This window comes from Nocardioides sp. JS614 (genome assembly GCF_000015265.1).
Taxonomy (GTDB): Bacteria; Actinomycetota; Actinomycetes; order Propionibacteriales; family Nocardioidaceae; genus Nocardioides.
The window spans coordinates 4077141-4100157 of record NC_008699.1 but is presented as its reverse complement, the minus strand read 5'-3'; the positions used below and the strand labels follow the sequence as shown (position 1 = coordinate 4100157).

At 71.9% G+C, this 23017-nt stretch carries 29 protein-coding genes; 19 read left to right on the top strand and 10 right to left on the bottom strand.

Annotated features, from left to right (window positions below; genetic code table 11):
• Positions 1-51 precede the first annotated feature (51 nt).
• The 11 genes from NOCA_RS21110 to rplQ all read left to right on the top strand — a co-directional run bounded on the left by NOCA_RS21110 (position 52) and on the right by rplQ (position 8068).
• A complete protein-coding gene (locus NOCA_RS21110; protein ID WP_011757313.1) occupies positions 52-627 on the top strand; it encodes an adenylate kinase in 576 nt (191 codons plus the stop codon).
• Positions 628-637: 10 nt separating this feature from the next.
• Complete coding sequence (gene map, locus NOCA_RS21105) at positions 638-1456, top strand: type I methionyl aminopeptidase (RefSeq protein ID WP_011757312.1); 819 nt, start codon at positions 638-640, stop codon at positions 1454-1456.
• Positions 1457-1684: 228 nt separating this feature from the next.
• A complete protein-coding gene (locus tag NOCA_RS21100) occupies positions 1685-2743 on the top strand; it encodes a TerC family protein (RefSeq protein WP_011757311.1) in 1059 nt (352 codons plus the stop codon).
• Between the two features lie 57 nt (positions 2744-2800).
• Positions 2801-3844 carry an LLM class flavin-dependent oxidoreductase gene (locus NOCA_RS21095; protein ID WP_238383378.1) on the top strand — a complete coding sequence of 348 codons (1044 nt, stop codon included), beginning with the start codon at positions 2801-2803 and terminating at the stop codon, positions 3842-3844.
• A gap of 257 nt (positions 3845-4101) precedes the next feature.
• Positions 4102-4323: a translation initiation factor IF-1 gene (gene infA, locus NOCA_RS21090; protein ID WP_011757309.1), complete on the top strand. Its 222-nt coding sequence runs from the start codon at positions 4102-4104 to the stop codon at positions 4321-4323.
• Positions 4324-4355: 32 nt separating this feature from the next.
• On the top strand, positions 4356-4469 hold the full coding sequence (gene rpmJ / locus NOCA_RS21085; protein ID WP_011757308.1) for a 50S ribosomal protein L36: 114 nt from the start codon (positions 4356-4358) through the stop codon (positions 4467-4469).
• A 160-nt stretch (positions 4470-4629) separates the two neighbouring features.
• Positions 4630-5004: a 30S ribosomal protein S13 gene (gene rpsM, locus NOCA_RS21080; protein ID WP_011757307.1), complete on the top strand. Its 375-nt coding sequence runs from the start codon at positions 4630-4632 to the stop codon at positions 5002-5004.
• Between the two features lie 89 nt (positions 5005-5093).
• Positions 5094-5501 (top strand): 30S ribosomal protein S11, encoded by a 408-nt coding sequence (rpsK, locus tag NOCA_RS21075; RefSeq protein WP_011757306.1) that lies wholly within the window; start codon positions 5094-5096, stop codon positions 5499-5501.
• A gap of 31 nt (positions 5502-5532) precedes the next feature.
• Positions 5533-6141: a 30S ribosomal protein S4 gene (gene rpsD, locus NOCA_RS21070; protein ID WP_011757305.1), complete on the top strand. Its 609-nt coding sequence runs from the start codon at positions 5533-5535 to the stop codon at positions 6139-6141.
• Between the two features lie 151 nt (positions 6142-6292).
• Positions 6293-7309 carry a DNA-directed RNA polymerase subunit alpha gene (locus tag NOCA_RS21065; protein ID WP_011757304.1) on the top strand — a complete coding sequence of 339 codons (1017 nt, stop codon included), beginning with the start codon at positions 6293-6295 and terminating at the stop codon, positions 7307-7309.
• 150 nt (positions 7310-7459) lie between these two features.
• A complete protein-coding gene (gene rplQ / locus NOCA_RS21060) occupies positions 7460-8068 on the top strand; it encodes a 50S ribosomal protein L17 (protein WP_011757303.1) in 609 nt (202 codons plus the stop codon).
• Between the two features lie 87 nt (positions 8069-8155).
• Here rplQ and NOCA_RS21055 read toward each other — a convergent pair whose 3' ends face one another.
• A complete protein-coding gene (locus NOCA_RS21055) occupies positions 8156-8515 on the bottom strand; it encodes a GntR family transcriptional regulator (RefSeq protein WP_011757302.1) in 360 nt (119 codons plus the stop codon).
• Positions 8516-8538: 23 nt separating this feature from the next.
• Here NOCA_RS21055 and NOCA_RS21050 point away from each other — a divergent pair, with 23 nt between their 5' ends.
• The 3 genes from NOCA_RS21050 (at position 8539) to NOCA_RS21040 (ending at position 10993) form a co-directional block, all read left to right on the top strand.
• Entirely contained in the window at positions 8539-9459 is a 921-nt protein-coding gene (locus NOCA_RS21050) for a carbohydrate kinase family protein (protein ID WP_041546771.1), read from the top strand.
• 117 nt (positions 9460-9576) lie between these two features.
• On the top strand, positions 9577-10383 hold the full coding sequence (gene truA / locus NOCA_RS21045; protein ID WP_011757300.1) for a tRNA pseudouridine(38-40) synthase TruA: 807 nt from the start codon (positions 9577-9579) through the stop codon (positions 10381-10383).
• Positions 10376-10993: a class I SAM-dependent methyltransferase gene (locus tag NOCA_RS21040; protein WP_011757299.1), complete on the top strand. Its 618-nt coding sequence runs from the start codon at positions 10376-10378 to the stop codon at positions 10991-10993. The genes truA and NOCA_RS21040 overlap by 8 nt, the downstream gene beginning before the upstream one ends.
• Here NOCA_RS21040 and NOCA_RS21035 read toward each other — a convergent pair.
• Positions 10959-12092 (bottom strand): RNA polymerase sigma factor, encoded by a 1134-nt coding sequence (locus tag NOCA_RS21035; protein ID WP_011757298.1) that lies wholly within the window; start codon positions 12090-12092, stop codon positions 10959-10961. The genes NOCA_RS21040 and NOCA_RS21035 overlap by 35 nt on opposite strands.
• A gap of 14 nt (positions 12093-12106) precedes the next feature.
• Positions 12107-12511, bottom strand: coding sequence for a YciI family protein (locus NOCA_RS21030; RefSeq protein WP_041546770.1), 405 nt, complete (start codon positions 12509-12511; stop codon positions 12107-12109).
• A gap of 300 nt (positions 12512-12811) precedes the next feature.
• On the opposite strand from NOCA_RS21030, the gene NOCA_RS27680 reads away from it, so the two are divergent.
• Complete coding sequence (locus NOCA_RS27680) at positions 12812-12949, top strand: hypothetical protein (RefSeq protein WP_158305691.1); 138 nt, start codon at positions 12812-12814, stop codon at positions 12947-12949.
• 12 nt (positions 12950-12961) lie between these two features.
• Here NOCA_RS27680 and NOCA_RS21025 read toward each other — a convergent pair whose 3' ends face one another.
• The 6 genes from NOCA_RS21025 to NOCA_RS21005 are packed head-to-tail and all read right to left on the bottom strand — an operon-like array spanning position 12962 to position 17907.
• Positions 12962-13894 carry an alpha/beta hydrolase gene (locus NOCA_RS21025; RefSeq protein WP_011757296.1) on the bottom strand — a complete coding sequence of 311 codons (933 nt, stop codon included), beginning with the start codon at positions 13892-13894 and terminating at the stop codon, positions 12962-12964.
• 32 nt (positions 13895-13926) lie between these two features.
• Positions 13927-14058 carry an acyl-CoA dehydrogenase family protein gene (locus tag NOCA_RS28345; protein ID WP_140403924.1) on the bottom strand — a complete coding sequence of 44 codons (132 nt, stop codon included), beginning with the start codon at positions 14056-14058 and terminating at the stop codon, positions 13927-13929.
• 4 nt (positions 14059-14062) lie between these two features.
• A complete protein-coding gene (locus tag NOCA_RS21020) occupies positions 14063-15286 on the bottom strand; it encodes an acyl-CoA dehydrogenase family protein (protein WP_011757295.1) in 1224 nt (407 codons plus the stop codon).
• A gap of 1 nt (position 15287) precedes the next feature.
• The gene (locus NOCA_RS21015; protein WP_011757294.1) at positions 15288-16340 is read right to left on the bottom strand and encodes a phosphotransferase family protein; all 1053 of its coding nucleotides are present in this window, start codon (positions 16338-16340) and stop codon (positions 15288-15290) included.
• The gene (locus NOCA_RS21010; RefSeq protein WP_011757293.1) at positions 16337-17155 is read right to left on the bottom strand and encodes an SDR family NAD(P)-dependent oxidoreductase; all 819 of its coding nucleotides are present in this window, start codon (positions 17153-17155) and stop codon (positions 16337-16339) included. Before NOCA_RS21010 ends, NOCA_RS21015 begins: the two co-directional genes overlap by 4 nt.
• Complete coding sequence (locus NOCA_RS21005; protein ID WP_011757292.1) at positions 17155-17907, bottom strand: SDR family oxidoreductase; 753 nt, start codon at positions 17905-17907, stop codon at positions 17155-17157. The genes NOCA_RS21010 and NOCA_RS21005 overlap by 1 nt, the downstream gene beginning before the upstream one ends.
• 56 nt (positions 17908-17963) lie before the next feature.
• Between NOCA_RS21005 and NOCA_RS21000 the strand changes: the two genes are divergently transcribed.
• Positions 17964-18563 (top strand): TetR/AcrR family transcriptional regulator, encoded by a 600-nt coding sequence (locus tag NOCA_RS21000; RefSeq protein ID WP_197687690.1) that lies wholly within the window; start codon positions 17964-17966, stop codon positions 18561-18563.
• Between the two features lie 204 nt (positions 18564-18767).
• Here the strand turns inward: NOCA_RS21000 and NOCA_RS20995 are convergent, their stop codons facing one another.
• Positions 18768-20393: a dolichyl-phosphate-mannose--protein mannosyltransferase gene (locus NOCA_RS20995; protein ID WP_011757290.1), complete on the bottom strand. Its 1626-nt coding sequence runs from the start codon at positions 20391-20393 to the stop codon at positions 18768-18770.
• Between the two features lie 48 nt (positions 20394-20441).
• Here NOCA_RS20995 and rsmI point away from each other — a divergent pair, with 48 nt between their 5' ends.
• The 3 genes from rsmI to NOCA_RS20980 are packed head-to-tail and all read left to right on the top strand — an operon-like array spanning position 20442 to position 22965.
• The gene (gene rsmI, locus NOCA_RS20990) at positions 20442-21302 is read left to right on the top strand and encodes a 16S rRNA (cytidine(1402)-2'-O)-methyltransferase (protein ID WP_049774428.1); all 861 of its coding nucleotides are present in this window, start codon (positions 20442-20444) and stop codon (positions 21300-21302) included.
• Between the two features lie 2 nt (positions 21303-21304).
• Complete coding sequence (locus NOCA_RS20985) at positions 21305-22141, top strand: alpha/beta fold hydrolase (protein WP_011757288.1); 837 nt, start codon at positions 21305-21307, stop codon at positions 22139-22141.
• Positions 22138-22965, top strand: a complete 828-nt coding sequence (locus NOCA_RS20980) for a TatD family hydrolase (protein ID WP_011757287.1) — start codon at positions 22138-22140, stop codon at positions 22963-22965. Before NOCA_RS20985 ends, NOCA_RS20980 begins: the two co-directional genes overlap by 4 nt.
• Positions 22966-23017 lie beyond the last annotated feature (52 nt).

The window sequence follows — 23017 nt, the reverse complement described above, 5'->3', positions numbered from 1 at the left end:
GATCACCAACGACTGCGGCGCCGCGACGCGCTCTGCGACAATGCCGCTGCCATGCGCCTGATCATCATGGGCCCCCCGGGGGCCGGCAAGGGAACCCAAGCGAAGTACATCGCCGAGCACTTCAAGATCCCCGCGATCTCGACCGGTGACATCTTCCGCGCCAACGTCACCGAGGGCACGCCGCTCGGTGTCGAGGCGAAGCGCTACATGGACGCCGGCGAGTACGTCCCCGACGAGGTCACCAACCGGATGGTCCGCAACCGGATCGACGAGCCCGACGCCGTCGGCGGGTTCCTGCTCGACGGCTACCCGCGCACGGTCGCCCAGGTCGAGGAGCTCGACGGGATGATCCGGTTCACCGGGCACCGGCTCGACGCGGTCGTGTGCCTCACCGTCGACCAGGACGAGATCGTCGGCCGGCTGCTCCAGCGGGCCCAGGTCGAGGGTCGTGCGGACGACACCGAGGACGTGATCCGGCGCCGTCAGGACCTCTACCTCGAGCAGACCGCGCCGCTCATCGAGATCTACAAGCAGCGCGACCTCGTGCACGAGGTCGACGGCATCGGCGAGGTCGACGAGGTCACCGCCCGGATCTTCCAGGCGCTGGACGTCATCCCTGAGTCGTGACTCTCGACTGATGGGCTTCCTCGACCGCGGGATCGAGATCAAGACACCCGAGCAGATCGCCGGGATGCGCAAGGCCGGCCTGGTGGTGGGCCGGACCTTGGAGCTGCTGCGCGGCCACGTGCGGGCCGGCATCACGACCGGGGAGCTGGACACGATCGCGGAGGACCACATCCGGTCCTCGGGCGCGACCCCGTCGTTCCAGGGCTACCACGGCTTCCCCGCCTCGATCTGCGCGTCGGTCAACGACGAGGTCGTCCACGGCATCCCGGGTGAGCGCGTGATCGCCGAGGGCGACGTCGTCTCGATCGACTGTGGCGCCATCGTCGACGGGTGGCACGGTGACGCCGCCATCACCGTCGCTGTGGGCGCGGTCAGCCGGGAGCTCACCGAGCTGATGCGGGTGACCGAGGAGGCGATGTGGCACGGCATCGCTGCGGCCCGGCTCGGCGGGCGGGTCACCGACATCTCGCACGCCGTCGAGCGGCAGGTGCGTGGCCAGGGCAGCTACGGGATCCTCGAGGACTACACCGGCCATGGCATCGGCTCCCAGATGCACCAGCCCCCGAACGTCCCGAACTACGGTCGGCCGGGCAAGGGCCCGAGGCTGGTCGAGGGCCTGGCCCTCGCCGTCGAGCCGATGATCACCCTCGGCGCCAAGGACACCTCGGTGCTCGAGGACGACTGGACGGTGGTCACCGACGACGGGAGCTGGGCCGCGCACTTCGAGCACACCTTCACGCTCACGCCGCGCGGGACCTGGGTGCTGACCGCCCTGGACGGCGGCGAGGCGGCCCTGACCGCGCTCGGCGTGCGCTACGGCGGGGACTGACCGGGTCGACCCGGGCCCCGAATCGCGTTCCGCGGTGGCGGCGTGGAATGATGGCTCCCGCCAGGAGGGGAGTATTCCCCGCGGTGGTGTCGTCAGTACGGCCCGGGTCCGCGCCCGGACCCGGTGCCATCGGCTCGTGACCCGAGCGGAAGAGACCTCCGGAGAAATGACCGCGCCGGCGTACGACGTACGTTGACATTCTGGGCCACTCCGGAGGAGAAACTCTCGATGACTGCCATGATCGTGGGCGACTCGGTCGCCTCCCCACTCGTCTGGGCGATCACGATCGCGGTGACGGTCGGCGTCCTGTTCGTCGACCTCGCGATCATCGCGCGCCGCCCGCACGAGCCGACCATGCCCGAGGTCAGCCGGCACCTCGCGTTCTTCATCGGCCTGGCGGTGCTGTTCGGCGCGGCGCTGTGGCTGTTCGCCGAGCCGCACGCGCTGTCACCGAACCCCGGGCCCGAGTTCTTCGCGGGCTGGTTGACGGAGTACTCGCTCTCGATCGACAACCTCTTCATCTTCATCATCATCATGGCGAACTTCTCGGTGCCCCGGCAGTACCAGCAGACCGCCCTGATGATCGGCATCGTGCTCGCGCTGGTCATGCGGGCGATCTTCATCGTGGTCGGCGCCGCGGCCATCAACGAGTTCAGCTGGGTCTTCTACGTCTTCGGGGCGTTCCTGCTGTGGACGGCGGTCAAGCTCGCCAAGCAGGGCTCCACCGAGGACGACGCCGAGGAGTACGAGGAGAACCGCCTGGTGCGGTTCGCGGAGAAGCACCTGCCCGCCACCAGCGAGTGGCACGGGACGAAGCTGCTCACCAAGACGAACGGCAAGCGGCTGATCACCCCGATGTTCCTGGTGGTCCTCACGCTCGGCACCACCGACCTGCTGTTCGCCCTGGACTCGATCCCCGCGATCTACGGCCTGACCCGCGACCCCTACCTGGTGTTCACCGCCAACGTGTTCGCGCTGATGGGCCTGCGGCAGCTCTACTTCCTCATCGGCGGCCTGCTCCAGCGGCTCATCTACCTCTCCTACGGCCTCGCCGTGCTGCTCGGGTTCATCGGCGTCAAGCTGGTGCTGCACGCGATGCACGAGAACGAGCTGCCGTTCATCAACGGCGGGGAGCACATCGGGTGGGCCCCCGACATCCCGATCTGGCTCTCGCTGGCGGTGATCATCGGGACCCTGGCGATCACCGCGGTCGTCAGCCTGGCCGTCTCCTCGCGGATGTCCAAGGCGGAGGTCGAGGAGCGCACGGCCTCGCTCGGCGACGACTAGCCCGTGGCCCGAGGCCGGGACCGGAATGGAACACCCGGCCGGCCGGTTGGCACCAGGGTGAGCGCCCGTCGTACCGCCCTGTCCGTCCTCGACCTGGTCCCGGTCCGCAGCGACCAGACGACCGCTGACGCACTCGCGGCGACGCTCTCGCTCGCCCGGGTCGCCGACGAGCTCGACTACCGGCGCTACTGGCTCGCCGAGCACCACAACATGCCCGCGGTCGCCGCGACCAACCCACCGGTGCTGATCGGGCTGGTCGCCGGCGCGACCCGGCGGCTTCGGGTCGGCTCCGGTGGGGTGATGCTGCCCAACCATGCGCCGCTCGTCGTCGCCGAGCAGTTCGCGCTCCTCGAGGCGGCCTTCCCCGGCCGGATCGACCTCGGCATCGGCCGGGCGCCGGGCAGCGATCCGGTCACGTCCTACGCGCTGCGGCACGGCGCCGGGGGAGTGAACGACGAGGCGGTCACCCGGTTCCCCGAGTACGTCGACAACGTGCTCGCGATGATGGCTCCCGAGGGGGTCGGCCTCGGCATCCAGGGCCGCACCTACCCGCTGCGCGCCACCCCCGCGGCGAGCACCGTCCCGACCGTCTGGCTGCTCGGGTCCTCGGACTACTCCGCCCGGCTGGCCGCCGAGAAGGGGATGCCCTACGTCTTCGCGCACCACTTCTCCGGCTCGGGTACCGCCGAGGCGCTCGAGCTCTACCGCTCCGGCTTCCGCGCGTCCCCCGAGCTCTCGGAGCCGCGGACCTTCCTCACGGTGAACGCAGTGGTGGCCGACACCGAGGACGAGGCGCGGCGCCTGGCGCTGCCCCAGCTGCTGGCCATGGTGGCGCTGCGCACCGGCGGGGAGCTGCGCCCGCAGCTCAGGGTCGAGGAGGCGGAGAAGGTCGAGCTGCCGCCGTCGCACCACGACCTGCTGGAGGCGATGGCGCAGCGCTGGGTGATCGGCGCCCCCGACCGGGCCCGGAGCCGGATCGAGGAGCTGGCGGCGACGTACGACGTCGACGAGGTGATGGTGCACCCGGTCGCCGGTGCCTTCACGGGCACGGAGCCGACCGCGAGCCCCGCTCGCGAGCAGACGCTGCGGCTGCTCAGTTAGGGATTCGCGCCCGAATGCCACTAGACTGGTGCGTCGGCCCAACGTGGGTCTGCTTCGTGGTGCCTCGCGGCTGCCCGGAATCCAATCGGATCACTCCTCGGAGTGGCTCGTGCGCGTGTCCGGAATGAGGTTCGACGGGCGGCGCTACGAGGTCCACCCACAAGGGGGCTCCGCCCCCTTGAACCCCCGGAAGGACGGGAGTGCTGGGGCGGTTCCCGGGCCGACGGTAGACAAACGATCAACAGATTGTGGAGGACATGCCGAAGAAAGAAGGCGTGATCGAGATCGAGGGCACCGTCGTGGAGGCCCTCCCGAACGCGATGTTCCGCGTGGAGCTGAGCAACGGCCACAAGGTTCTCGCCCACATCAGCGGCAAGATGCGCCAGCACTACATCCGGATCCTCCCCGAGGACCGGGTCGTGGTGGAGCTCTCGCCGTACGACCTCACCCGAGGTCGGATCGTCTACCGGTACAAGTAAGCAAGCCGCTACTCACCGGAAAGGGCCTGACAGTGAAGGTCAAGCCGAGCGTCAAGCCGATCTGTGACAAGTGCAAGGTGATCCGTCGCCACGGCCGCGTCATGGTCATCTGCGAGAACCCGCGCCACAAGCAGCGTCAGGGCTGAGCCGCAGAACCGCACAACTGAAGAACCCACAACGTGATCGCTAGCCCGTCGGACGACGAGCGAAGCCACCTCCGGAGCAGACGGCCGGAGCCCGGGACACTACGAGGCCGGGATGCGACACGACCGAAACCGCTGCGAACAACAGAAGGAAACCGCCCACATGGCACGCCTCGTTGGTGTGGACCTCCCGCGCGACAAGCGCATCGAGATCGCACTCACCTACATCTACGGCATCGGCCGTACCCGCGCCCAGCAGGTCCTGGAGGCCACCGGGGTCAACCCCGACCTCCGCGTCCACCAGCTGGGTGACGAAGAGCTGGTCAAGCTCCGTGACGAGATCGAAGCCAACTTCAAGATCGAGGGTGACCTCCGTCGCGAGGTCCAGGCCGACATCCGGCGCAAGATCGAGATCGGCAGCTACCAGGGTCGCCGTCACCGCCAGGGCCTCCCGGTCCGCGGTCAGCGCACCAAGACCAACGCCCGCACCCGCAAGGGTCCGAAGCGCACGGTTGCCGGCAAGAAGAAGGCCAAGTGATCTGACGGGGTTTCGAGGCTCGCTCCGCTTGCGCCTCAACCGCCGTCAGCACTGACCACCACAGACCAGCTACTTCCAGGAGATACTGCATGCCTCCCAAGAGCCGCACTGCGGCCGGCGCCAAGAAGGTGCGCCGCAAGGAGAAGAAGAACGTCGCGATGGGCGAGGCCCACATCAAGAGCACGTTCAACAACACCATCGTCACGATCACCGACCCCACCGGTGCGGTGATCTCGTGGGCCTCGGCCGGCACCGTCGGCTTCAAGGGCTCCCGCAAGTCCACCCCGTTCGCCGCGCAGATGGCAGCCGAGGCTGCCGGTCGTCGGGCGATGGAGCACGGCATGAAGAAGATCGACGTCTTCGTGAAGGGCCCGGGCTCGGGCCGCGAGACGGCGATCCGTTCCCTGGGTGCGATCGGCCTCGAGGTCGGCACCATCCAGGACGTCACGCCGACGCCCCACAACGGATGCCGCCCGCCCAAGCGCCGGCGCGTCTGACCCGACACCTGAGAACAGGAGACTTGTAGCAATGGCCCGTTACACCGGACCCATGACCAAGAAGTCGCGCCGCCTCGGTGTCGACCTCGTCGGTGGCGACTCGGCTTACGAGCGTCGCCCCTACCCCCCCGGCCAGCACGGCCGCGGCCGGATCAAGGAGAGCGAGTACCTCCTCCAGCTCCGGGAGAAGCAGAAGGCGCGCTTCACCTACGGCGTCCTCGAGAAGCAGTTCCACAACTACTACACCGAGGCCTCGCGTCGCGCCGGGAAGACCGGTGACAACCTGCTCCAGCTGCTGGAGTGCCGCCTCGACAACGTGGTCTACCGCGCCGGCTTCGCCCGGACCCGTCGCCACGCCCGTCAGCTCGTGACGCACGGCCACTTCAAGGTGAACGGCAAGAAGGTCGACATCCCGTCCTTCCAGGTCACCGCGCACGACGTCATCGACGTCCGCGAGAAGTCGCTGGAGATGACCCCGTTCATCGTGGCGCGCGAGACCCACGGCGAGCGCGTCGTGCCCGCGTGGCTCGAGGCGATCCCGTCGCGGATGCGGGTCCTGGTCCACCAGCTCCCCGTGCGCGCGCAGATCGACATCCCGGTCCAGGAGCAGCTCATCGTCGAGTACTACTCCAAGAAGTAGACACAAGGGGGCTTCGCCCCCTTGAACCCCCACTGGGGGCTCCGCCCCCAGACCCCCGGGTCTGGGGCCGGAGTGGCCGGTGGATCGCCTTCCGTCAACCCTGAAGTTCGGACCTGTCAAATAGCGGGTAGGTCCGGAAAGGAAAGAACCAGTGCTCATCGCACAGCGCCCCACCCTGTCGGAAGAGACCGTCGACGAGTTCCGCTCGCGGTTCGTGATCGAGCCCCTGGAGCCCGGCTTCGGCTACACGCTGGGCAACTCGCTCCGCCGTACCCTCCTCAGCTCGATCCCGGGTGCCTCGGTCACGAGCATCAAGATCGACAACGTCCTCCACGAGTTCTCCACCATCGAGGGGGTCAAGGAGGACGTCACGGAGGTCATCCTCAACCTCAAGGGTCTCGTCGTCTCCTCGGAGCACGACGAGCCCGTCACCATGTACCTGCGCAAGTCGGGTGCCGGTGACGTGACCGCCGCCGACATCGCGCCGCCGGCCGGTGTCGAGGTGCACAACCCCGACCTGAAGATCGCGACCCTGTCCGACAAGGGCAAGCTGGAGATGGAGCTGGTCGTCGAGCGTGGCCGTGGCTACGTCTCCGCCGTCCAGAACAAGGGCGCCGACAACGAGATCGGCCGGATGCCGGTCGACTCGATCTACAGCCCGGTCCTCAAGGTGACCTACAAGGTCGAGGCCACCCGTGTCGAGCAGCGCACCGACTTCGACAAGCTCGTCATCGACGTCGAGACCAAGCCGTCGATCCGGCCCCGCGACGCGATCGCGTCGGCCGGCAAGACCCTGGTCGAGCTCTTCGGCCTGGCCCGCGAGCTGAACGTCGAGGCCGAGGGCATCGACATCGGCCCGTCGCCGGTCGACGAGCAGCTGGCCGCGGACCTCGCCCTCCCGGTCGAGGACCTGCAGTTGACCGTCCGCTCCTACAACTGCCTCAAGCGCGAGGGCATCCACACCGTGGGTGAGCTCATCAGCCGCTCGGAGCAGGACCTGCTCGACATCCGCAACTTCGGTGCGAAGTCGATCGACGAGGTCAAGGCCAAGCTGGTCGAGATGGGCCTGTCCCTCAAGGACAGCGCGCCCGGCTTCGACCCGCACGCCGCGCTCGCGGCGTACGGCGATGACGACGACGACGCGTTCGTCGAAGACGAGCAGTACTGATCGAACGGGCTTCGCCCGTACTAGCCCAACTGGGGCTTCGCCCCAGACCCCGTCGGTGGTGACGATCGAAACCGTGGCCACCGCGGGTGGGTACCTCACAAGAAGGATCTACCCGAGTACCTGGTACGGCTCGGGAGGAGAGAGAAGACAATGCCCAAGCCCACCAAGGGTCCCCGCCTCGGCGGCAGCCCGTCCCACCAGCGCCTGATCCTGTCGAACCTGGCCACCCAGCTGTTCGAGCACGGCCGGATCACGACCACCGAGTCGCGGGCGCGCGCGCTGCGTCCGCACGCGGAGAAGCTGATCACCAAGGCGAAGAAGGGCGACCTGCACAACCGTCGTGAGGTCCTCAAGACCATCCGCGACAAGTCGGTCGTCCACACCCTCTTCACCGAGATCGCGCCGACCTTCGCCGAGCGTCCGGGTGGCTACACCCGGATCACGAAGATCGGTCCCCGCAAGGGCGACAACGCCCCGATGGCCGTCATCGAGCTCGTGACCGAGGCCTACAAGCCGTCGGCCCCGAAGGCGAAGAAGGCCGCACCGGCCGCAACCGCCCCGGCGCCGGTCGAGGAGGCGCCCGCCGAGGAGACCGTGGCCGAGGAGACGGCTGTCGAGGAGGCTCCCACCGAGCTGACCGACGAGGCGTCGCCCGAGGAGAGCGTGGTCACCGAGGAGCAGCCCGTCGAGGACGAGGCCGCCACCGAGGAGCCAGCCGCGGAGAGCACCGAGGAGAGCACCGAGGACGACAAGGCCTGAGCCGGCCCCGTCCGAGCCGCCGACCCGCCCGAGACCTCGGGCGGGTCGGCGTCATTTTCTCCGGTTGAGTCCCGAATCAACGTGGGATCAGGTGGGCCAGTGCTGTTCGAGGAGGCGGGTGGCCTCGGGGAGGGTGAGGCCGAGCCGGCGGGCGGTGGCGACGTACGCCGCGGCGGCGTCGGCGGCCTCGGTGGACCGGCCGGCCGCCGAGGCGGCGACGAAAGTGCCGCGGCGCCCCTCGGTCACGACCACGCCGTCGGCCTCGAGCTCGCGGTAGGCGCGGGCCACGGTGTTCACCGCGAGGCCCAGCTCCGCGGCCAGTGCCCGCACCGTCGGCAGTCGGGTCCCGGCTGCCAGGTCACCGGACGCGGCGCGGGCGGCCAGCTGGCTGCGCAGCTGCTCGTACGGCGGGACCGGGGAGCCGGGGTCCCACGGGTGCACCTGCATGTCCGCATGGTAGAGAAATCCCCATGGAGAGTGTGGGCAGCGTGCTGGTGGTGGGGGAGTCGCTGGTCGACATCGTGCACGGTCCAGACGGGAACACCACGGAGTACGCCGGCGGCAGCGCCGCCAACGTTGCCGTCGCGCTGGCCCGGCTGGGCCGCCGGGTCCGGTTCGTGACGGCGTGGGCGGCGGACGAGCGGGGCCGGGTGCTCGCCGACCACCTGGCCAGGGCCGGGGTCGAGCTCGCCGGCGACCCGCACGTCCTGGCCCGGACCGCGACCGCCGCGGCGACCATCGGCGCCGACGGGGCGGCCAGCTACGAGTTCGACCTGGAGTGGCAGATCCCGGACGTCAGCGCCGAGCCCGCCCCGCTGGTGCTGCACACCTGCTCGCTGGGCGCGGTGCTCGAGCCGGGCGCCGACGGGGTGCTCGCCCTGGTCGAGCGGCTGCGCGACCGCGCCACGATCAGCTACGACGTGAACGCGCGACCCGCCATCACCGGCACCGGCCCGGACGTGGTCGCGCTCGTGGAACGGCTCGCCGCAGTCACCGACCTGGTCAAGGCGTCCGACGAGGACCTCGCCCACCTCTACCCACAGCTCGACGAGGAGGCGGCGGCGCGCCACCTGCTCGCGCTCGGCCCGGCCGGCGTGGTCGTCACCCGCGGCGGCAACGGCGCCGCCTGGTTCGCTGCGCACGCGATCGTCGAGGCGGCCTCCCTGCCCGTCGAGGTCGCCGACACCATCGGCGCCGGCGACACGTTCGGCGCGGCCGTCGTCGACGCCCTGTGGCAGCGGGACCTGCTCGGCGCGGACCATCGCTCCGAGCTGAGGGAGCTGGACCCCGGCGTGATCGCGGAGGTGCTGGCGCACGCGACGCGGGCCGCGGCCGTCACGGTCTCCCGGCCCGGCGCGGACCCGCCGTACCGCTCGGAGCTGGAGGCCTGACCCCGGGGCGTGCCGCGTCCCTGACGAACGCGCACGCGACCCGCCGGCGGGGGTGTGCGACAGGTCAGGGACGTCCCCGTCCCGGAGCAGCGTCGAGTACCGCAATAGGGTTGGCCCGTGCGGATCCGGCTCGACCTCGCCTACGACGGCACCGACTTCCACGGCTGGGCGAGCCAGCCGGGGCTGCGGACCGTGCAGGGCGAGCTGAGCGACGCCCTCGCGACGGTGCTGCGGGTCCCGGAGGTCGCCGTGGTCTGCGCCGGCCGCACCGACGCCGGCGTCCACGCGCGCGGCCAGGTGGTGCACGCCGACCTGGACGGCCTCGAGCCGGCCACCGTCGAGGGGCTGGTACGGCGGCTCAACGGGCGACTGCCCGCCGACGTACGGGTGCGCCGGGCGGTCGAGGCGCCCGCGGGGTTCGACGCCCGGTTCGGGGCACTGTGGCGGCGCTACGCCTACCGGATCGCCGACACCCCGGCCGTAGTGGACCCGCTGACCCGCTCCCACGTCCTGGCCTGGCCACGAGCCCTGGACCTCGACGCGATGAACGCGGCGTCCGCGTTCCTGGTCGGCCGGCACGACTTCGCGTCCTTCTGCAAGCAGCGGGAGGGCGCGACCACGATCCGGACCCTGCTTGAGCTGTCCTGGGCGCGGGACCCGGCCGGCGTGCTGGTCGGGACGGTCCGCGCCGACGCGTTCTGCCACAGCATGGTCCGGTCCCTGGTCGGCTGCCTGATCGCCGTCGGGGAGGCGCGCAAGCCGGTCGCCTGGGCCGAGGACATCCTGCGGGCGGAGGCGCGTGATCCCGCGGTGGCGGTCGTGCACGCCCACGGCCTCACGCTGGAGGAGGTCGCCTACCCGGCCGACGACGAGCTCGCCGCCCGGGCCGAGCAGACACGAGCGAAGAGGGTCGCCGATGAGTGAGGACCACTACTTCAGCGCCGACCCGTCGGTGCCGTTCGAGCGCGAGCCGTTCACCTGCGAGGTGTGGGGCCGGGAGCTGACGCTGGTCAGCGGCTCCGGTGTGTTCAGCCGGGGCCACCTCGACCACGCGACCGCGGTGCTGTTCCGCGAGACGGAGCCGCCCGTGCAGGGCCGGTTCCTCGACCTCGGCTGCGGGTACGGCGTGATCGGGCTGGCGATCGCCGCCGCCGTACCGCTCGCCTCGATCACCGCGATCGACGTCAACGACCGCGCGATCGCGCTCGCGAACGAGAACGCCCGGGCGATGCGCGTCGACGGCCGGTTCGTCGCCTGCCGGCCCGAGCAGGTGCCGACCAACGAGGTGTACGACGAGATCTGGTCCAACCCGCCGATCCGGATCGGCAAGCAGGCGCTGCACGAGCTGCTGCTCACCTGGCTGCCGCGGCTTGCGCCGGGCGGCCGCGCCGTGATGGTGGTGGGCAAGAACCTCGGCGCCGACTCGCTGCAGCGTTGGCTGGGCGAGCAGGGCTGGCCGACGGAGCGGCTCGCCAGCGCCAGGGGGTTCCGGGTCCTGGTCAGTCGTGCCGCAGCCGAGCCGCCTGTCGGGTGAGGTGGTCGCGCTCGACGGCGCTGCTCGCGGCGGCCGCGGCCGCCGCGTAGAGCCGGCCCGCGAGGGCGGTGTCGCCGGCGCGCTCGTGCAGCCACGCCTCGACGGCGGTACGACGCGGCACGTCCGCCGGCACCGACGCCAGCTCGCGGAGGCCGACCAAGGGTCCGTCGACCTCGCCGACCGCGACCACCCGGTTGAGGGCGACCACGGGTGAGTCGGTGAGGCCGAGCAGCTCGTCGTACCACTCCAGGACCTGCGGCCAGTCGGTCTCCTCCGTCGAGCGGGCGTCGCAGTGCAGGGCGGCGATCGCGGCCTGGGCCTGGTACTCCCCGAGCCGGTCGCGGGCGAGCGCGGCCTGCAGGATCTCGACCCCCTCGGCGACCAGCGCGGTGTCCCAGCGGCTGCGGTCCTGCTCGGCGAGCGGCACCAGCGCGCCCTGCTCGGTCCAGCGGGCGGCGCGGCGGGCGTGGTGGAGCAGCATCAGCGCGAGCAGGCCGGCGACCTCGGGCTCGTCGCTCGCCTCGGCGAGCATCCGGGTCAGGCGGATCGCCTCGGCCGCGAGGTCGACGTCGCCGGAGTAGCCCTCGTTGAACACCACGTACAGCACGGTCAGCACCCGCCGCAGGTCACCGGGTGCGCCGACGCCGGCGTCGGCGACCGTGCGCTTCGCCCGGCTGATCCGCTGGGCCATCGTCGCCTCCGGCACGAGGTACGCCGCGGCGATCTGCCGGGTGGTCAGCCCGCCGACCGCGCGCAGCGTGAGCGCGACCGCCGAGGACGGGCTGAGCGCGGGGTGGCAGCACAGGAACAGCAGCAGCAGGGTGTCGTCCTGCCCCGCCGCGGGTCCCGGCGCCGGCTCCTCGTGCACGCGCTCCTCGCGGGCCCGGCGCGCCGACTCGGAGCGCCCGGCGTCGACGACCTTGCGCCAGGCCACCGTGACCAGCCATGCCTTCGGGTCGTCCGGCGGCGCGTCCGGCCAGCGGCGTACCGCCTCGACGAGCGCCTCCTGGACGGCGTCCTCGGCCGACGCGAAGTCGGCTCCGCGACGGACGAGGACACCGAGGACCTGGGGCACCAGCTCCCGGACCAGCTCCTCCACCGGCGATCAGTCGATCACTCGGTGACGGCCTGCGGCTGCTCCAGGAACGGCCGCACCTCGATCCACTCCCGGATCGGCTCGCCGCCCGGGCCCGGCGCCGACGAGAGGTACGCCGCGGCCTCGTGGGCGCGCTCGACGGAGTCGACGTCGATCACCATCCAGCCGGCGATCAGGTCCTTGGTCTCCGCGAACGGGCCGTCGGTGACCGGCGGCCGGCCGTCCCCGTCGAAGCGCACCCACGCGCCGTCCGGCGACAGGGCCTGCGCGTCGACGAACTCGCCGCGCTCGCGCAGCTGGTCGGCCACGTGGCCCATGAACGCCATGTGCGCGTCGACCTCCTGCGGCGTCCACTCGTCCATCGGTGCGCAGTCGAGCGGCTTCGGGCCGCGGTAGTGCTTGAGCAGCAGGTACTTCGCCATCGTGATCTCTCCTCGGGTCCGGTGCCGCCATTGTGGTGGCACACCCCTGGGACGGCGCGACCTCGGCGTTCTCGACATCGCGCCCTGCGGATCGCGCCCACCGTGCGAGCGTGGCAGCTCGGGGGAGGACCGGTGGGGCCGTCGAGGCCCGGCTGCTCCGTCGGGCGTCGCCGTGCATCCGGCGGGATCGTGGACCGCTCGGGTCGCCGGGTGGACGCTGCTCGGAGCGTGCCTCGGCCTGGTCGTCCTCGGGCTCGTCGCCGGGGAGCGGACCACGAGCCCGAGGACCCGCGCACGGCCGTGGCGCGCGGGGACGTCGACCACGTCACGGTGTCCCAGGGGTTCTCCGGGGAGGTTCCAGGGGCGGGCGAGCGTGGCGGCCCGGCGTTCCTGCTCGCGCTCCTGATCGGGACGGCGATCGGCACGGTCGGCAGCTGACCCGCACCCGCGTCAGCCGTGCAGCACCGCCCGGAACAGCGCGCAGGTCTCGTCGAGTGCCCGCTGGGCGGCCTCGGAGTGGCGGCCCATGTCGACGAAGCCGTGCACCAGCCCGGGGAACCTGCGCACCTCGACGGGCACGCCTGCGGCCGCGAGCGCGGTGGCGTAGGCGAGGCCGTCGTCGCGCAGCGGGTCGAGCTCCGCGACCACCACCACGGCGGGCGCCAGCCCGTGCAGGTCGCCGAGCAGCGGGGACAGTCGCGGGTCGGCGAGGTCGGCGAGGTGGCCGGCGTACTGCTGCTGGAACCAGGCCATGGTCGCGAGGTCGAGGAAGAGGCCCTCGGCGTTCTCGGTGTGGGAGGGGTACTCGCCGGTCATGTCCGTGACCGGGTAGATCAGGAGCTGCCCGGCGAGCGGACGGCCCTCCTCGCGGAACGCCTGCGCGACGACGGCCGAGAGGTTGCCGCCGGCGCTGTCACCGGCGAGCGCGACCCGGTCGTCGCCACCGAAGTCGGCGAGGTGGTCCGCGACGTGGCGGGCGGCCGCGACGGCGTCGTCCACGGGCGCCGGGAACGGATGCTCGGGCGCCAGCCGGTAGTCGACCGAGACCACGACTGCCGCACAGCCGTTGGCCAACGTGCGGGCGGTGATGTCGTGCGTGTCGAGGTCGCCGATCACGAACCCGCCGCCGTGCAGCAGCACGATCGTCGGGAGCGGACCGTCGAGCCCGGGCCGGTAGACGCGGGCGGGCAGGTCACCTGCGGCGCCCGGCACGGTGGTCTCCTCGACCGAGCGCACGGCGGGCACGGCGGCCGGGTCGCGCAGGTCGACGGTCAGCGTGCGGAAGCCCTGGCGGGCCTCCTCCGGGGTGCCCTCGGACATCGGCTTGGCCTCGACCGAGGCGATGAACTCGAGCAAGGCGGCGATCTGCGGGTCGACGGTCATGGGACTCCTCGGCGATCGGAAGGTGTGAGACGTCAGACGAACGCGCGGACGCCGGTCTCGGCGCGGTCCCGGGCGGTGCGGTGCGGCGGGACCGCCGCACGGTCGAGGAAGTCACGCACGAGCGTGCGGAACGCCTGCTGCTCCTCGCTGCGGCTGAGGTCCATGGCCTCAGTCCTTCCAGCGGGCGATCTCGGCCTTGGCCAGTGAGCTCTTGTGCACCTCGTCGGGCCCGTCGGCGAAGCGCAGCGTGCGGACCTGGGCGTACGCGTAGGCGAGCGGGAAGTCCTGGGACAGCCCGCCGCCGCCGTGCACCTGGATCGCCTTGTCGAGGATCCACTGGACGGTCTCGGGGGTGGCGATCTTGATCGCCTGGATCTCGGTGTGGGCGCCACGGTTGCCGATGGTGTCCATCAGCCACGCGGTCTTGAGCACCAGCAGCCGCAGCTGCTCGACGCGGACCCGAGACTCGGCGATCCACCCGCGCACCACGCCCTGGTCGGCCAGCGGGCGGCCGAACGCGACCCGCGACGACGCGCGCCGGCTCATCAGCTCGATCGCGGCCTCGGCGACCCCGATGGCGCGCATGCAGTGGTGGATGCGTCCGGGGCCGAGTCGCGCCTGCGCGATCGCGAACCCGGCACCCTCCTCGCCGATGAGGTTGGTGACCGGCACGCGGACGTCGTGGAACTCCAGCTCGGCGTGGCCGCCGTGCTCGTGGTCGTCGTACCCGAACACCTCCATGCCCCGCTTCACCACCACGCCCGGGGTGTCCCGCGGCACCAGGACCATGCTCTGCTGGCGGTGCCGGGACGCGGACGGGTCGGTCTTGCCCATCACGATGAAGATCTCGGCGTGCGGGTTCATCGCGCCGGTGATCCACCACTTGCGGCCGTTGATGACGTACTCGTCGCCGTCGCGCTCGATCCGGGTCTCGATGTTGGTCGCGTCCGACGACGCGACGTCCGGCTCGGTCATCGCGAACGCCGAGCGGATGTCGCCGGCCAGCAGCGGCTGGAGCCAGCGCTCCTTCTGCTCCGCCGTGCCGAACAGCGAGAGCACCTCCATGTTGCCGGTGTCGGGCGCCGCGCAGTTGAGCGTGGCCGGCGCCAGGTGGCCCAGGCGGCCGGTGATCTCGGCGAGCGGTGCGTACTGCAGGTTGGTCAGCCCCGGGGAGTCGGCGTGCTCGTGGGGCAGGAAGAGGTTCCACAGCCCGAGGCCGCGGGCCTCGGCCTGCAGCTCCTTGAGCACCGGCGTCTCCGTCCAGGCCCAGCGGTCCTCGAGCTGTCCGAGCTGCTCGTGGAAGAGCGGCGCGGACGGCACGATCCGCTCCGCCATGAACGTCTCGAGCCTCGCGATCAGCTCGGCGGTCTTGTCGTCGTGTCCGAAGTCCATCTCAGTCCTCTCCGAGGGCAGAAAGCCCTGCTGTGATCAGGGGGTCGAAGCCGGTGCCGATCTGGTCGAAGCCGTCGCCGACCGTGGCTCCTTGCAGGAAGCGGTAGTGGATGCCCTCGAGGATCACCGCGAGCTTGAAGTAGGCCAGCCCGAGGTGGAACCTCATGCCGGATCTCAGGTCGCCGAGATCGCGGCCGCGCGCTGCGGCGTACCGCGCGAGGTGCTCCTCACCGGTCGGGTAGCCGGGCGCCGTGCTCACGTCGGACACCAGCCCGGCCGCCGGCAGCTCGGCCAGCCGGTCGTAGACCAGCAGCAGTGCGAGGTCGGTGCGGGCGTCGCCGAGGGTGGCCATCTCCCAGTCCACGACCGCCTTGATGCGGTCGTCGGTGCAGACGAGCAGGTTGTCGAGGCGGTAGTCGCCGTGCACGATCCCGACCCAGTCGTCGTCGTCCTCGGGCACTCGTGCGGCGAGGCGGCGGTGCAGCTCGTCGGCGTCCGGGCGATCGGTCGTCTTGGACCCCGCGAGCTGCTGGCCCCACCGCCGGACCTGCCGCTCGAGGAAACCCTCGGGCCGGCCGAACTCCGCGAGCCCGACCGACGCGGGTTCGACCGCGTGCAGGGTGGCCAGCACCACGATCATCCGGCCGGCGATGGTGGCGGTGCGCTCCGGGCCGAGCGGCGCGAGCTGCGCGACCGAGCGGTACGCCGTGCCCGCGACCCGCTCCATCACGTAGAACGGGGCGCCGAGGACCTCGGGGTCGGGGCAGTGCGCGTAGGTGGTCGGGACCGGCACGGCCGTGTCCGCCAGCGCGCTCATCGCGGTGTACTCGCGGCCCATGTCGTGGGCGGTCGCCTGGACGTGCCCGAGCGGCGGCCGCCGCACGATCCACCAGGAGTCGCCGTCGGTGACCTCGTAGGTGAGGTTCGAGCGGCCGCCGGCGATCACCCGGGCGCGCAGCTCGCCGGCGATCTCGCCGGGTCGCTGCTCGTCATACCACCGGCGGAAGGCGACCAGGTCGAGACCGGGGAGGCCGTGGGTCTGCAGGTCGCTCACGCCGGCCGTCCGCTCCGGTCGAGTGCCTCGTCGACCTTGTGCTGGAGGCGGCGCATGCCGGCCAGCCACCGGTCGGTGTCGGCGGCACGGGCGGCGTAGTAGCCGGCGACCTCCGGATGGGGGAGCACCAGGAACCGATCGTCCTCGAGCGAGGCGACCCACGCGTCGGCCACCTGCTCGGGCTCGAGCGCGACGTCGTGGGAGAGCAGCTCCTGCAGCGGTCCGGCGTCCTCCAGCATCTGCGTGCGCACCCCCTGCGGGCAGATCGCCTGCACGACGATCCCGCGGTGGCCGTAGGTCACCGAGAGCCACTCCGCGAAGCCCACAGCGGCGTGCTTGGTGACGGAGTACGGCGCGCTGCCGATCATCGTCAGTAGTCCCGCCGCGGAGGCCGTGACCACGAACCGGCCGCCGCCGGACTCCAGCCAGCGCGGGACCAGCAGCCGGGCGGCGCGCACGTGCGCCAGCACGTTGACCTCGAGGATCCGCTGCCAGTGCTCGTCGGAGGTCTGCAGGCTGTCGACCCCACCCAGGCCGCCGGCGCCGTCGATGCCGGCGTTGGCGCAGTAGACGTCGATGCGACCGAGCGCCTCCGTGGCGCGCTCGACCAGCGCCGCGACGCCGTCGGCGGACGAGGCGTCGCCGGGCACCGCGACGCCCCCGACCTCCGCGGCGACGGCCTCGGCGCTCGCCGGGTCGAGGTCGTTGACGACGACGCGGGCGCCCTCGGCGGCGAGCCGGCGCGCGAGTGCGCGGCCGATGCCGCGGCCGGCGCCGGTGACGACCACGCCGCGGCCGTCCAGTCGCTCGTGCATCACAGCCCGCCGGTGAGGGTCACGCCGCCGTCGAGGGTGATCGTCTGCCCGGTGACCCAGGACGCGTCGTCGGAGAGCAGGAACGCCACCGCCCCCGCGATGTCCTCGGGCACGCCGAGCCGCTGGAGCGGGTAGCTCGCCGCGACCTCGTCCTCCCGGCCCTCGAAGAGCGGGCCCGCGAACTGGGTCTTCACGATCGCCGGGGCGACCGCGTTGACGCGGACCGACGGGCCGAGCTCGACCGCGAGCGACTCGGTGAGGCTGATCATCATCGCCTTGGACGCGCCGTACATCGCGATGCCCGGCGCCGGGCGGACCCCGGACACGGACGAGATGTTGACGACGGCGCCGCCGTGCTCGGCCATCCAGGCGCGGTGGGCCGACTGCACCCAGGCGAGCGCACCGAGCGCGTTGACCTCGACGATCTTGCGGGCGGCGTCGAGGTCGATGTCGACGAGGTGGGCGAGCACCGGGTTGATGCCGGCGTTGTTGACCAGCAGGTCGAGGCTGCCGAACGTCTCGATGGTGCGGCGTACGGCGTCCTCGCGGTGCGCTGGGTCGTCGGCCTTGCCGGCCACGGCGATCGCGTGCTCCGCGCCGCCCAGGCTCTCGACGGCCGCGTCGAGCGCCTCCTGCTTGCGCGCCGTCACACACACCTTGGCGCCCTCGTCCACGAGGCGCTGAGCGATGCCCAGCCCGATGCCGCGGCTGGCCCCGGTCACGATCGCGACCTTGCCGGCGAGTCCTTGCACGTGTCCTCCTGCGTCCTGGCTTGCTCCTAGCTAAGCGCTTGCTTACCATGTTGGACATGAGCGCGTCCAGCCCCGTTCCCGATGCCCGGACCCGGCTCGCGGCCGCCGCCGTGGACGCGTTCGCCGTGCGCGGCTTCCACGGGACGACCACGCGCGACATCTCGACCAGCGCCGGGATGAGCCCGGCCGCGCTCTACGTCCACCACCGCTCCAAGGAGGAGCTGCTCTTCGAGCTCGCGCGCGTGGGGCACCTGCGAGTGCTGGAGCTGGTGCGCGCGTCGGTGGCGCCGCTGTCCGACCCCGTGGCCCAGCTCGGTCAGCTGGTCGAGGACTTCGTGCGCGACCACGCCGAGGCGCACACCGGGGCGCGGGTGATCAACTACGAGCTCGCCGCGCTCAGTCCCGAGCACCATGCCGAGGTCCTCGCGATCCGCCACGAGATCGACCTGGTGCTGCGTGACGTGCTCGACCGTGGCGTCGCCGCTGGCGTCTTCACCACGCCCGACCCCCGGATGACGGCCCTCGCCATCTTGTCCCTGGGCATCGACGTCGCCCGCTGGTACCGCGACGAGGGGCGCTGGGCCCCCGACGAGGTCGCCGCCCACTACCGCCTGCTCGCCCTCCGGATGGTCGGCGCCGAGTCGCCGCGTCCCTGACGAACGGGCACGCGACACGCCGGGTGCGCGTGCGGTTGGTCAGGGGGCGAAGCGGCGGCCGGTAAGCCGGGTGCCCGACGGTGACCCGAGCGTGCCGTGCCCGCTTTGCTGCCAAGGGCCGCAGCCACCTACGGCCGCGAGCCGATCACACGAATGGTGGTTTCGAGGCTCGTCGCTGGCGCTCCTCGCACCTCAACCACCGAGTCAGATCCAGCGGGAGAACCAGATCCGGTCCAGCCACTCGGAGTGGGTGAGCAGCTGGTCGGTGTAGATCGGCCAGAACCACGCGAAGTTCAGCAGCACCAGCACGAAGAACGTGCCCGCGGCGATCACGCCGGCGGTGCGCCGGCCCGCGGCGCCGGTGCCCGGGCCGATCATGCGGCCGATCGCGAGGACCAGCGCGAGCACCAGGAACGGCAGCGTGATCACGGCGTAGAAGGAGAAGATCGGCCGGTCGTCGTACTGCAACCAGGGCAGCCAGGTCGAGGCGGCGCCGACGACCACGACGCCGAAGCGCCAGTCCCTCGAGCCGGCCCACATGACGACGGCGTAGATCAGCGCGAGGCAGCCCGCCCACCACAGCACGGGCGTGCCGAGCAGCAGCACCTGGCGCAGGCAGTCGCTGTCCGCCGGGGCGTGGCAGCCCTGGGTGCCCGGCTGGATGTCGACGTCGGCGGCCACGCCGACCGGCCGGTTGAGCAGCAGCCAGCCCGAGGGCTTCGAGGCGTAGGTGTGGGTGCTGTCGTTGAGGAACTCGGTGTGGAACGTGTACACGTCCTGGTGGTAGTACCAGAGCGACCGCAGCGACTGGGTCACCTCGCCCAGCCCGGACGCGTCGGCCTCGGTGCGGGTCGGCCAGTCCTGGCCGCCGTCGAAGTGCGTGTACTGCGTCGCGGACAGGTGCTCCTCGTACTGGTGGGCGTTGATCAGCCAGCCGGTCCAGCTGGCGACGTACACGACGAACGCGACCAGCACGAGGTGCACGAACGCCGGGACGCCGTCGACGACCGCGGAGCGCAGGATCGGCCATCGCACGCCGAAGGAGCGGCGGGCGCCGGCCGACCACAGCCAGACGAGCAGCCCGAACGCCGCGAGCGGGTAGACGGCCTCCCACTTGGTGCCGACCGCCAGGCCCCAGGCGATTCCGCCGAGCAGCAGCCAGGGCCGGAACAGCAGTCCGCGCACGGGTCCCCACGACCGGGAGCTGTCGATGGGTGCGGGGACCAGGCGAGCGAGACGCGCCCGGTGCCAGTCTCGGTCGGCGACCACGCAGTGCACGCCGCAGAGCAGGAAGAACGCCACGAAGATGTCGAGCAGGGCGAGGCGGGAGAGCACGAACTGCAGGCCGTCGAAGCACAGCAGCAGCCCGGCCAGGACGCCGAGGAACGTCGAGCCGGTGAGCCGCCGGGCGAGCCGGACCATCACCAGCACCATCAGGGAGCCGACGACCGCGGCCGCGACCCGCCAGCCGAACGGGTCCATCCCGAAGACCTTGATGCCCGCGGCGATCAACCACTTGCCGACCTCCGGGTGCACGATCATCTCCGGGGTGTCCTTGAACACGCCGGAGAGCGTCTGGCCGCGGAGGATCAGGTCGTTGGCCTTCTCCGTGGTGTCGTGCTCGAAGCCGAAGTTGAGCAGCGACCAGGCGTCCTTGGCGTAGTAGGTCTCGTCGAACTCGAAGACGTGCGGCTTGCCGAGCTTCCAGAGCCGCAGGAACAGGGCGAGCAGCGCGACCGCGATGGTCGCCGCCCAGCCGATGAACGGGTCCTCGAGCCGGGCCCGGCCCCGGGCGCGCTCCCAGGCGGAGGGAGGGGCGCCGGTCGTCACGGGCCCGAGGATACGGGCCCCGGGATCAGACGCTGCGATGATCGGGGCGTGGACGACAGCCTGGGCGTGCTCGTGCTGGCGGCGACCCCGATCGGCAGGGTCGCCGACGCGCCGCCGCGGCTCGCCGAGGAGCTGGCGAGCGCCGACGTCGTCGCGGCCGAGGACACCCGGCGCCTCAAGCGGCTCACGACCGACCTCGGGGTGAGCATCGGCGGACGGGTCGTGTCGTACTTCGAGGGCAACGAGTCGGCGCGCACGCCGGCTCTCCTCGAGAGCCTCCTCGCGGGCGATCGGGTGCTGCTGGTCACCGACGCGGGCATGCCCAGCGTCTCCGACCCCGGCTACCGGCTCGTGGTCGCCGCGGTCGAGCACGACGTGCGGGTCACCGCCGTCCCCGGTCCGTCGGCGGTGCTGACCGCGCTCGCGGTCTCCGGCCTGCCCGTCGACCGGTTCTGCTTCGAGGGGTTCCTGCCCCGCAAGGCGGGGGAGCGGCAGCGCCGCCTGGCCGACCTGCGCGACGAGCGCCGCACGATGGTGTTCTTCGAGGCGCCGCACCGCACCGAGGCCGCGCTCGCCGCGATGGCCGAGGCGCTCGGCGCCGACCGCGCCGCCGCGGTCTGCCGCGAGCTCACCAAGACCCACGAGGAGGTACGGCGAGGTCCGCTCGCCGAGCTCGTGTCCTGGGCGGCCGAGGGGGTGCGCGGCGAGGTCACCATCGTGGTGGCGGGCGCCGCGCCGGCGGCCGAGGTCGCCAGCGACCCGGCGAGCCTGCGGACCGCGGTCGCCGACCTGGTGCGCGAGGGCGTGCCGCGCAAGGAGGCGATCGTCGTGGTCGCCCGCCGCGCCGGCGTACCGAAGCGCGAGGTCTACAACCTGGTTCACGACCGGGACCACGGGGCACAGGAGTGAGCATGAACGCACGGATCACCCGGCTGCAGCACGACGGCCTCACCTTCGACGTCCTCGACGAGGGGCCGCTGGACGGGACGCCCGTCGTGCTGCTGCACGGGTTCCCCGAACGCAGCACGACCTGGCGGGGGGTCGCCCCGATCCTGCACGAGGCGGGGCTGCGCACCTACGCACCGGACCAGCGCGGCTACTCACCGGGCGCGCGGCCGCGGGCCCGGTGGAGCTACCGGCTCCCGCTCCTGGTCGGCGACGTCGCCGCGCTGATCGAACGCATCGGCGGGCCCGTCCACCTGGTCGGGCACGACTGGGGTGCCGCGGTCGGCTGGGCCGTCGCCGGACGGCTCCCGGAGCAGGTCCGCACCTACACCGCGGTGTCGGTGCCGCACCCCGCCGCGTTCGCCCGCGCGATGAGGAGCCGGAGCCAGCGCCGGCGGTCGGGCTACATGGCGATGTTCAACCTCCCGGTGCTCCCCGAGCTGATGGCGCGGACGCCCGGCGGCCGCTTCGACCAGGCGATGCGCAAGGCCGGGATGACCGCCGAGGAGGTCACCCGGTTCCGCACCGAGATCGTCGAGTACGGCGCGCTGCACCACGCGCTGGGCTGGTACCGCGCGCTGCCGTTCACCCGCCCGGGCAGCGCCGACGTCACGGTCACGGTCCCGACCACGCTGGTGTGGAGCGACCGGGACATCGCGATCGGCCGCGAGGCGGTCGAGGGCACCCCGCGCTGGGTGGATGCGCCGTACGACCTGGTCGTCCTCGAGGGCGTCAGCCACTGGATCCCCACCCAGGCGCCCGAGGAGTGCGCCGCCGCGATCCTCGCGCGGGTGCACGGATGACCGACCGCCCACCCGCCCCGGAGCCGCTGCCACACCCGGTCGTGGACAACCACTGCCACCTCGACGTCGTGCGCGACGACGCAGACCCGCTCCCGGTGGACCAGGCGGTCGCCGCGGCCGCGGCGGTCGGCGTCACCCGGATCGTCCAGATCGGCTGCGACCTGCCCGGCGCCCGCTGGGCGGTCGAGGCGGCCGCGACGTACGACGCGCTGGTCGCCGGCGTCGCCCTGCACCCCAACGAGGCGCCGCGGCTGCCCGACCTGGACGCCGCCATGGCCGAGATCGAGCGGCTCGCGGGCGCGCACGACAAGGTGCGCGCGGTGGGCGAGACCGGCCTGGACCACTTCCGCACCGGTGAGGAGGGGCGGGCCGTGCAGGTCGAGTCCTTCCGCCGGCACATCGACCTCGCCAAGCGGCTCGACAAGACCCTGGTCGTCCACGACCGCGACGCGCACGACGCGGTCCTCGACGTGATCGACGAGGAGGGGGCGCCGGCGCGCTGGGTGATGCACTGCTTCTCCGGCGACGCCGCCTTCGCGCGTCGCTGCCTGGACCGTGGGGCACACCTCTCCTTCGCGGGCACGGTGACCTTCAAGAACGCCCAGCCGCTGCGCGACGCGCTCGCGATCACGCCCCTCGACCGGCTGCTGGTCGAGACCGATGCGCCGTACCTGACACCCACGCCGTACCGCGGCCGGACCAACGCCTCCTACCTCGTCCCGCTCACGATGCGGACGATGGCGCAGGTCCGCGGCGCGGACCTGGAGACGCTCTGCGCGGCCGTCGAGGCGACCACCGAGGCGGCCTTCGGGGGCTCCTGGTAGCCCTCTTTACCATCGAGATCCTGCTCACGCCCGGGTGAAATGTGCTTGGCTC

Coding starts and splice junctions, on each gene's coding strand:
- NOCA_RS21010 (WP_011757293.1), bottom strand. CDS start 17,155: ATGCACGAGCGACTGGACGGCCGCGGCGTGGTCGTCACCGGCGCCGGC.
- NOCA_RS21055 (WP_011757302.1), bottom strand. CDS start 8,515: ATGCAGGTGCACCCGTGGGACCCCGGCTCCCCGGTCCCGCCGTACGAG.
- NOCA_RS21050 (WP_041546771.1), top strand. CDS start 8,539: ATGGAGAGTGTGGGCAGCGTGCTGGTGGTGGGGGAGTCGCTGGTCGAC.
- NOCA_RS21000 (WP_197687690.1), top strand. CDS start 17,964: ATGAGCGCGTCCAGCCCCGTTCCCGATGCCCGGACCCGGCTCGCGGCC.
- rpsK (WP_011757306.1), top strand. CDS start 5,094: ATGCCTCCCAAGAGCCGCACTGCGGCCGGCGCCAAGAAGGTGCGCCGC.
- NOCA_RS21040 (WP_011757299.1), top strand. CDS start 10,376: ATGAGTGAGGACCACTACTTCAGCGCCGACCCGTCGGTGCCGTTCGAG.
- rplQ (WP_011757303.1), top strand. CDS start 7,460: ATGCCCAAGCCCACCAAGGGTCCCCGCCTCGGCGGCAGCCCGTCCCAC.
- infA (WP_011757309.1), top strand. CDS start 4,102: ATGCCGAAGAAAGAAGGCGTGATCGAGATCGAGGGCACCGTCGTGGAG.
- map (WP_011757312.1), top strand. CDS start 638: ATGGGCTTCCTCGACCGCGGGATCGAGATCAAGACACCCGAGCAGATC.
- NOCA_RS21110 (WP_011757313.1), top strand. CDS start 52: ATGCGCCTGATCATCATGGGCCCCCCGGGGGCCGGCAAGGGAACCCAA.
- NOCA_RS20985 (WP_011757288.1), top strand. CDS start 21,305: ATGAACGCACGGATCACCCGGCTGCAGCACGACGGCCTCACCTTCGAC.
- NOCA_RS28345 (WP_140403924.1), bottom strand. CDS start 14,058: ATGGACCTCAGCCGCAGCGAGGAGCAGCAGGCGTTCCGCACGCTCGTG.
- rpsM (WP_011757307.1), top strand. CDS start 4,630: ATGGCACGCCTCGTTGGTGTGGACCTCCCGCGCGACAAGCGCATCGAG.
- rpsD (WP_011757305.1), top strand. CDS start 5,533: ATGGCCCGTTACACCGGACCCATGACCAAGAAGTCGCGCCGCCTCGGT.
- NOCA_RS21100 (WP_011757311.1), top strand. CDS start 1,685: ATGACTGCCATGATCGTGGGCGACTCGGTCGCCTCCCCACTCGTCTGG.
- NOCA_RS21025 (WP_011757296.1), bottom strand. CDS start 13,894: ATGACCGTCGACCCGCAGATCGCCGCCTTGCTCGAGTTCATCGCCTCG.
- NOCA_RS21020 (WP_011757295.1), bottom strand. CDS start 15,286: ATGGACTTCGGACACGACGACAAGACCGCCGAGCTGATCGCGAGGCTC.
- NOCA_RS20980 (WP_011757287.1), top strand. CDS start 22,138: ATGACCGACCGCCCACCCGCCCCGGAGCCGCTGCCACACCCGGTCGTG.
- NOCA_RS21030 (WP_041546770.1), bottom strand. CDS start 12,511: ATGGCGAAGTACCTGCTGCTCAAGCACTACCGCGGCCCGAAGCCGCTC.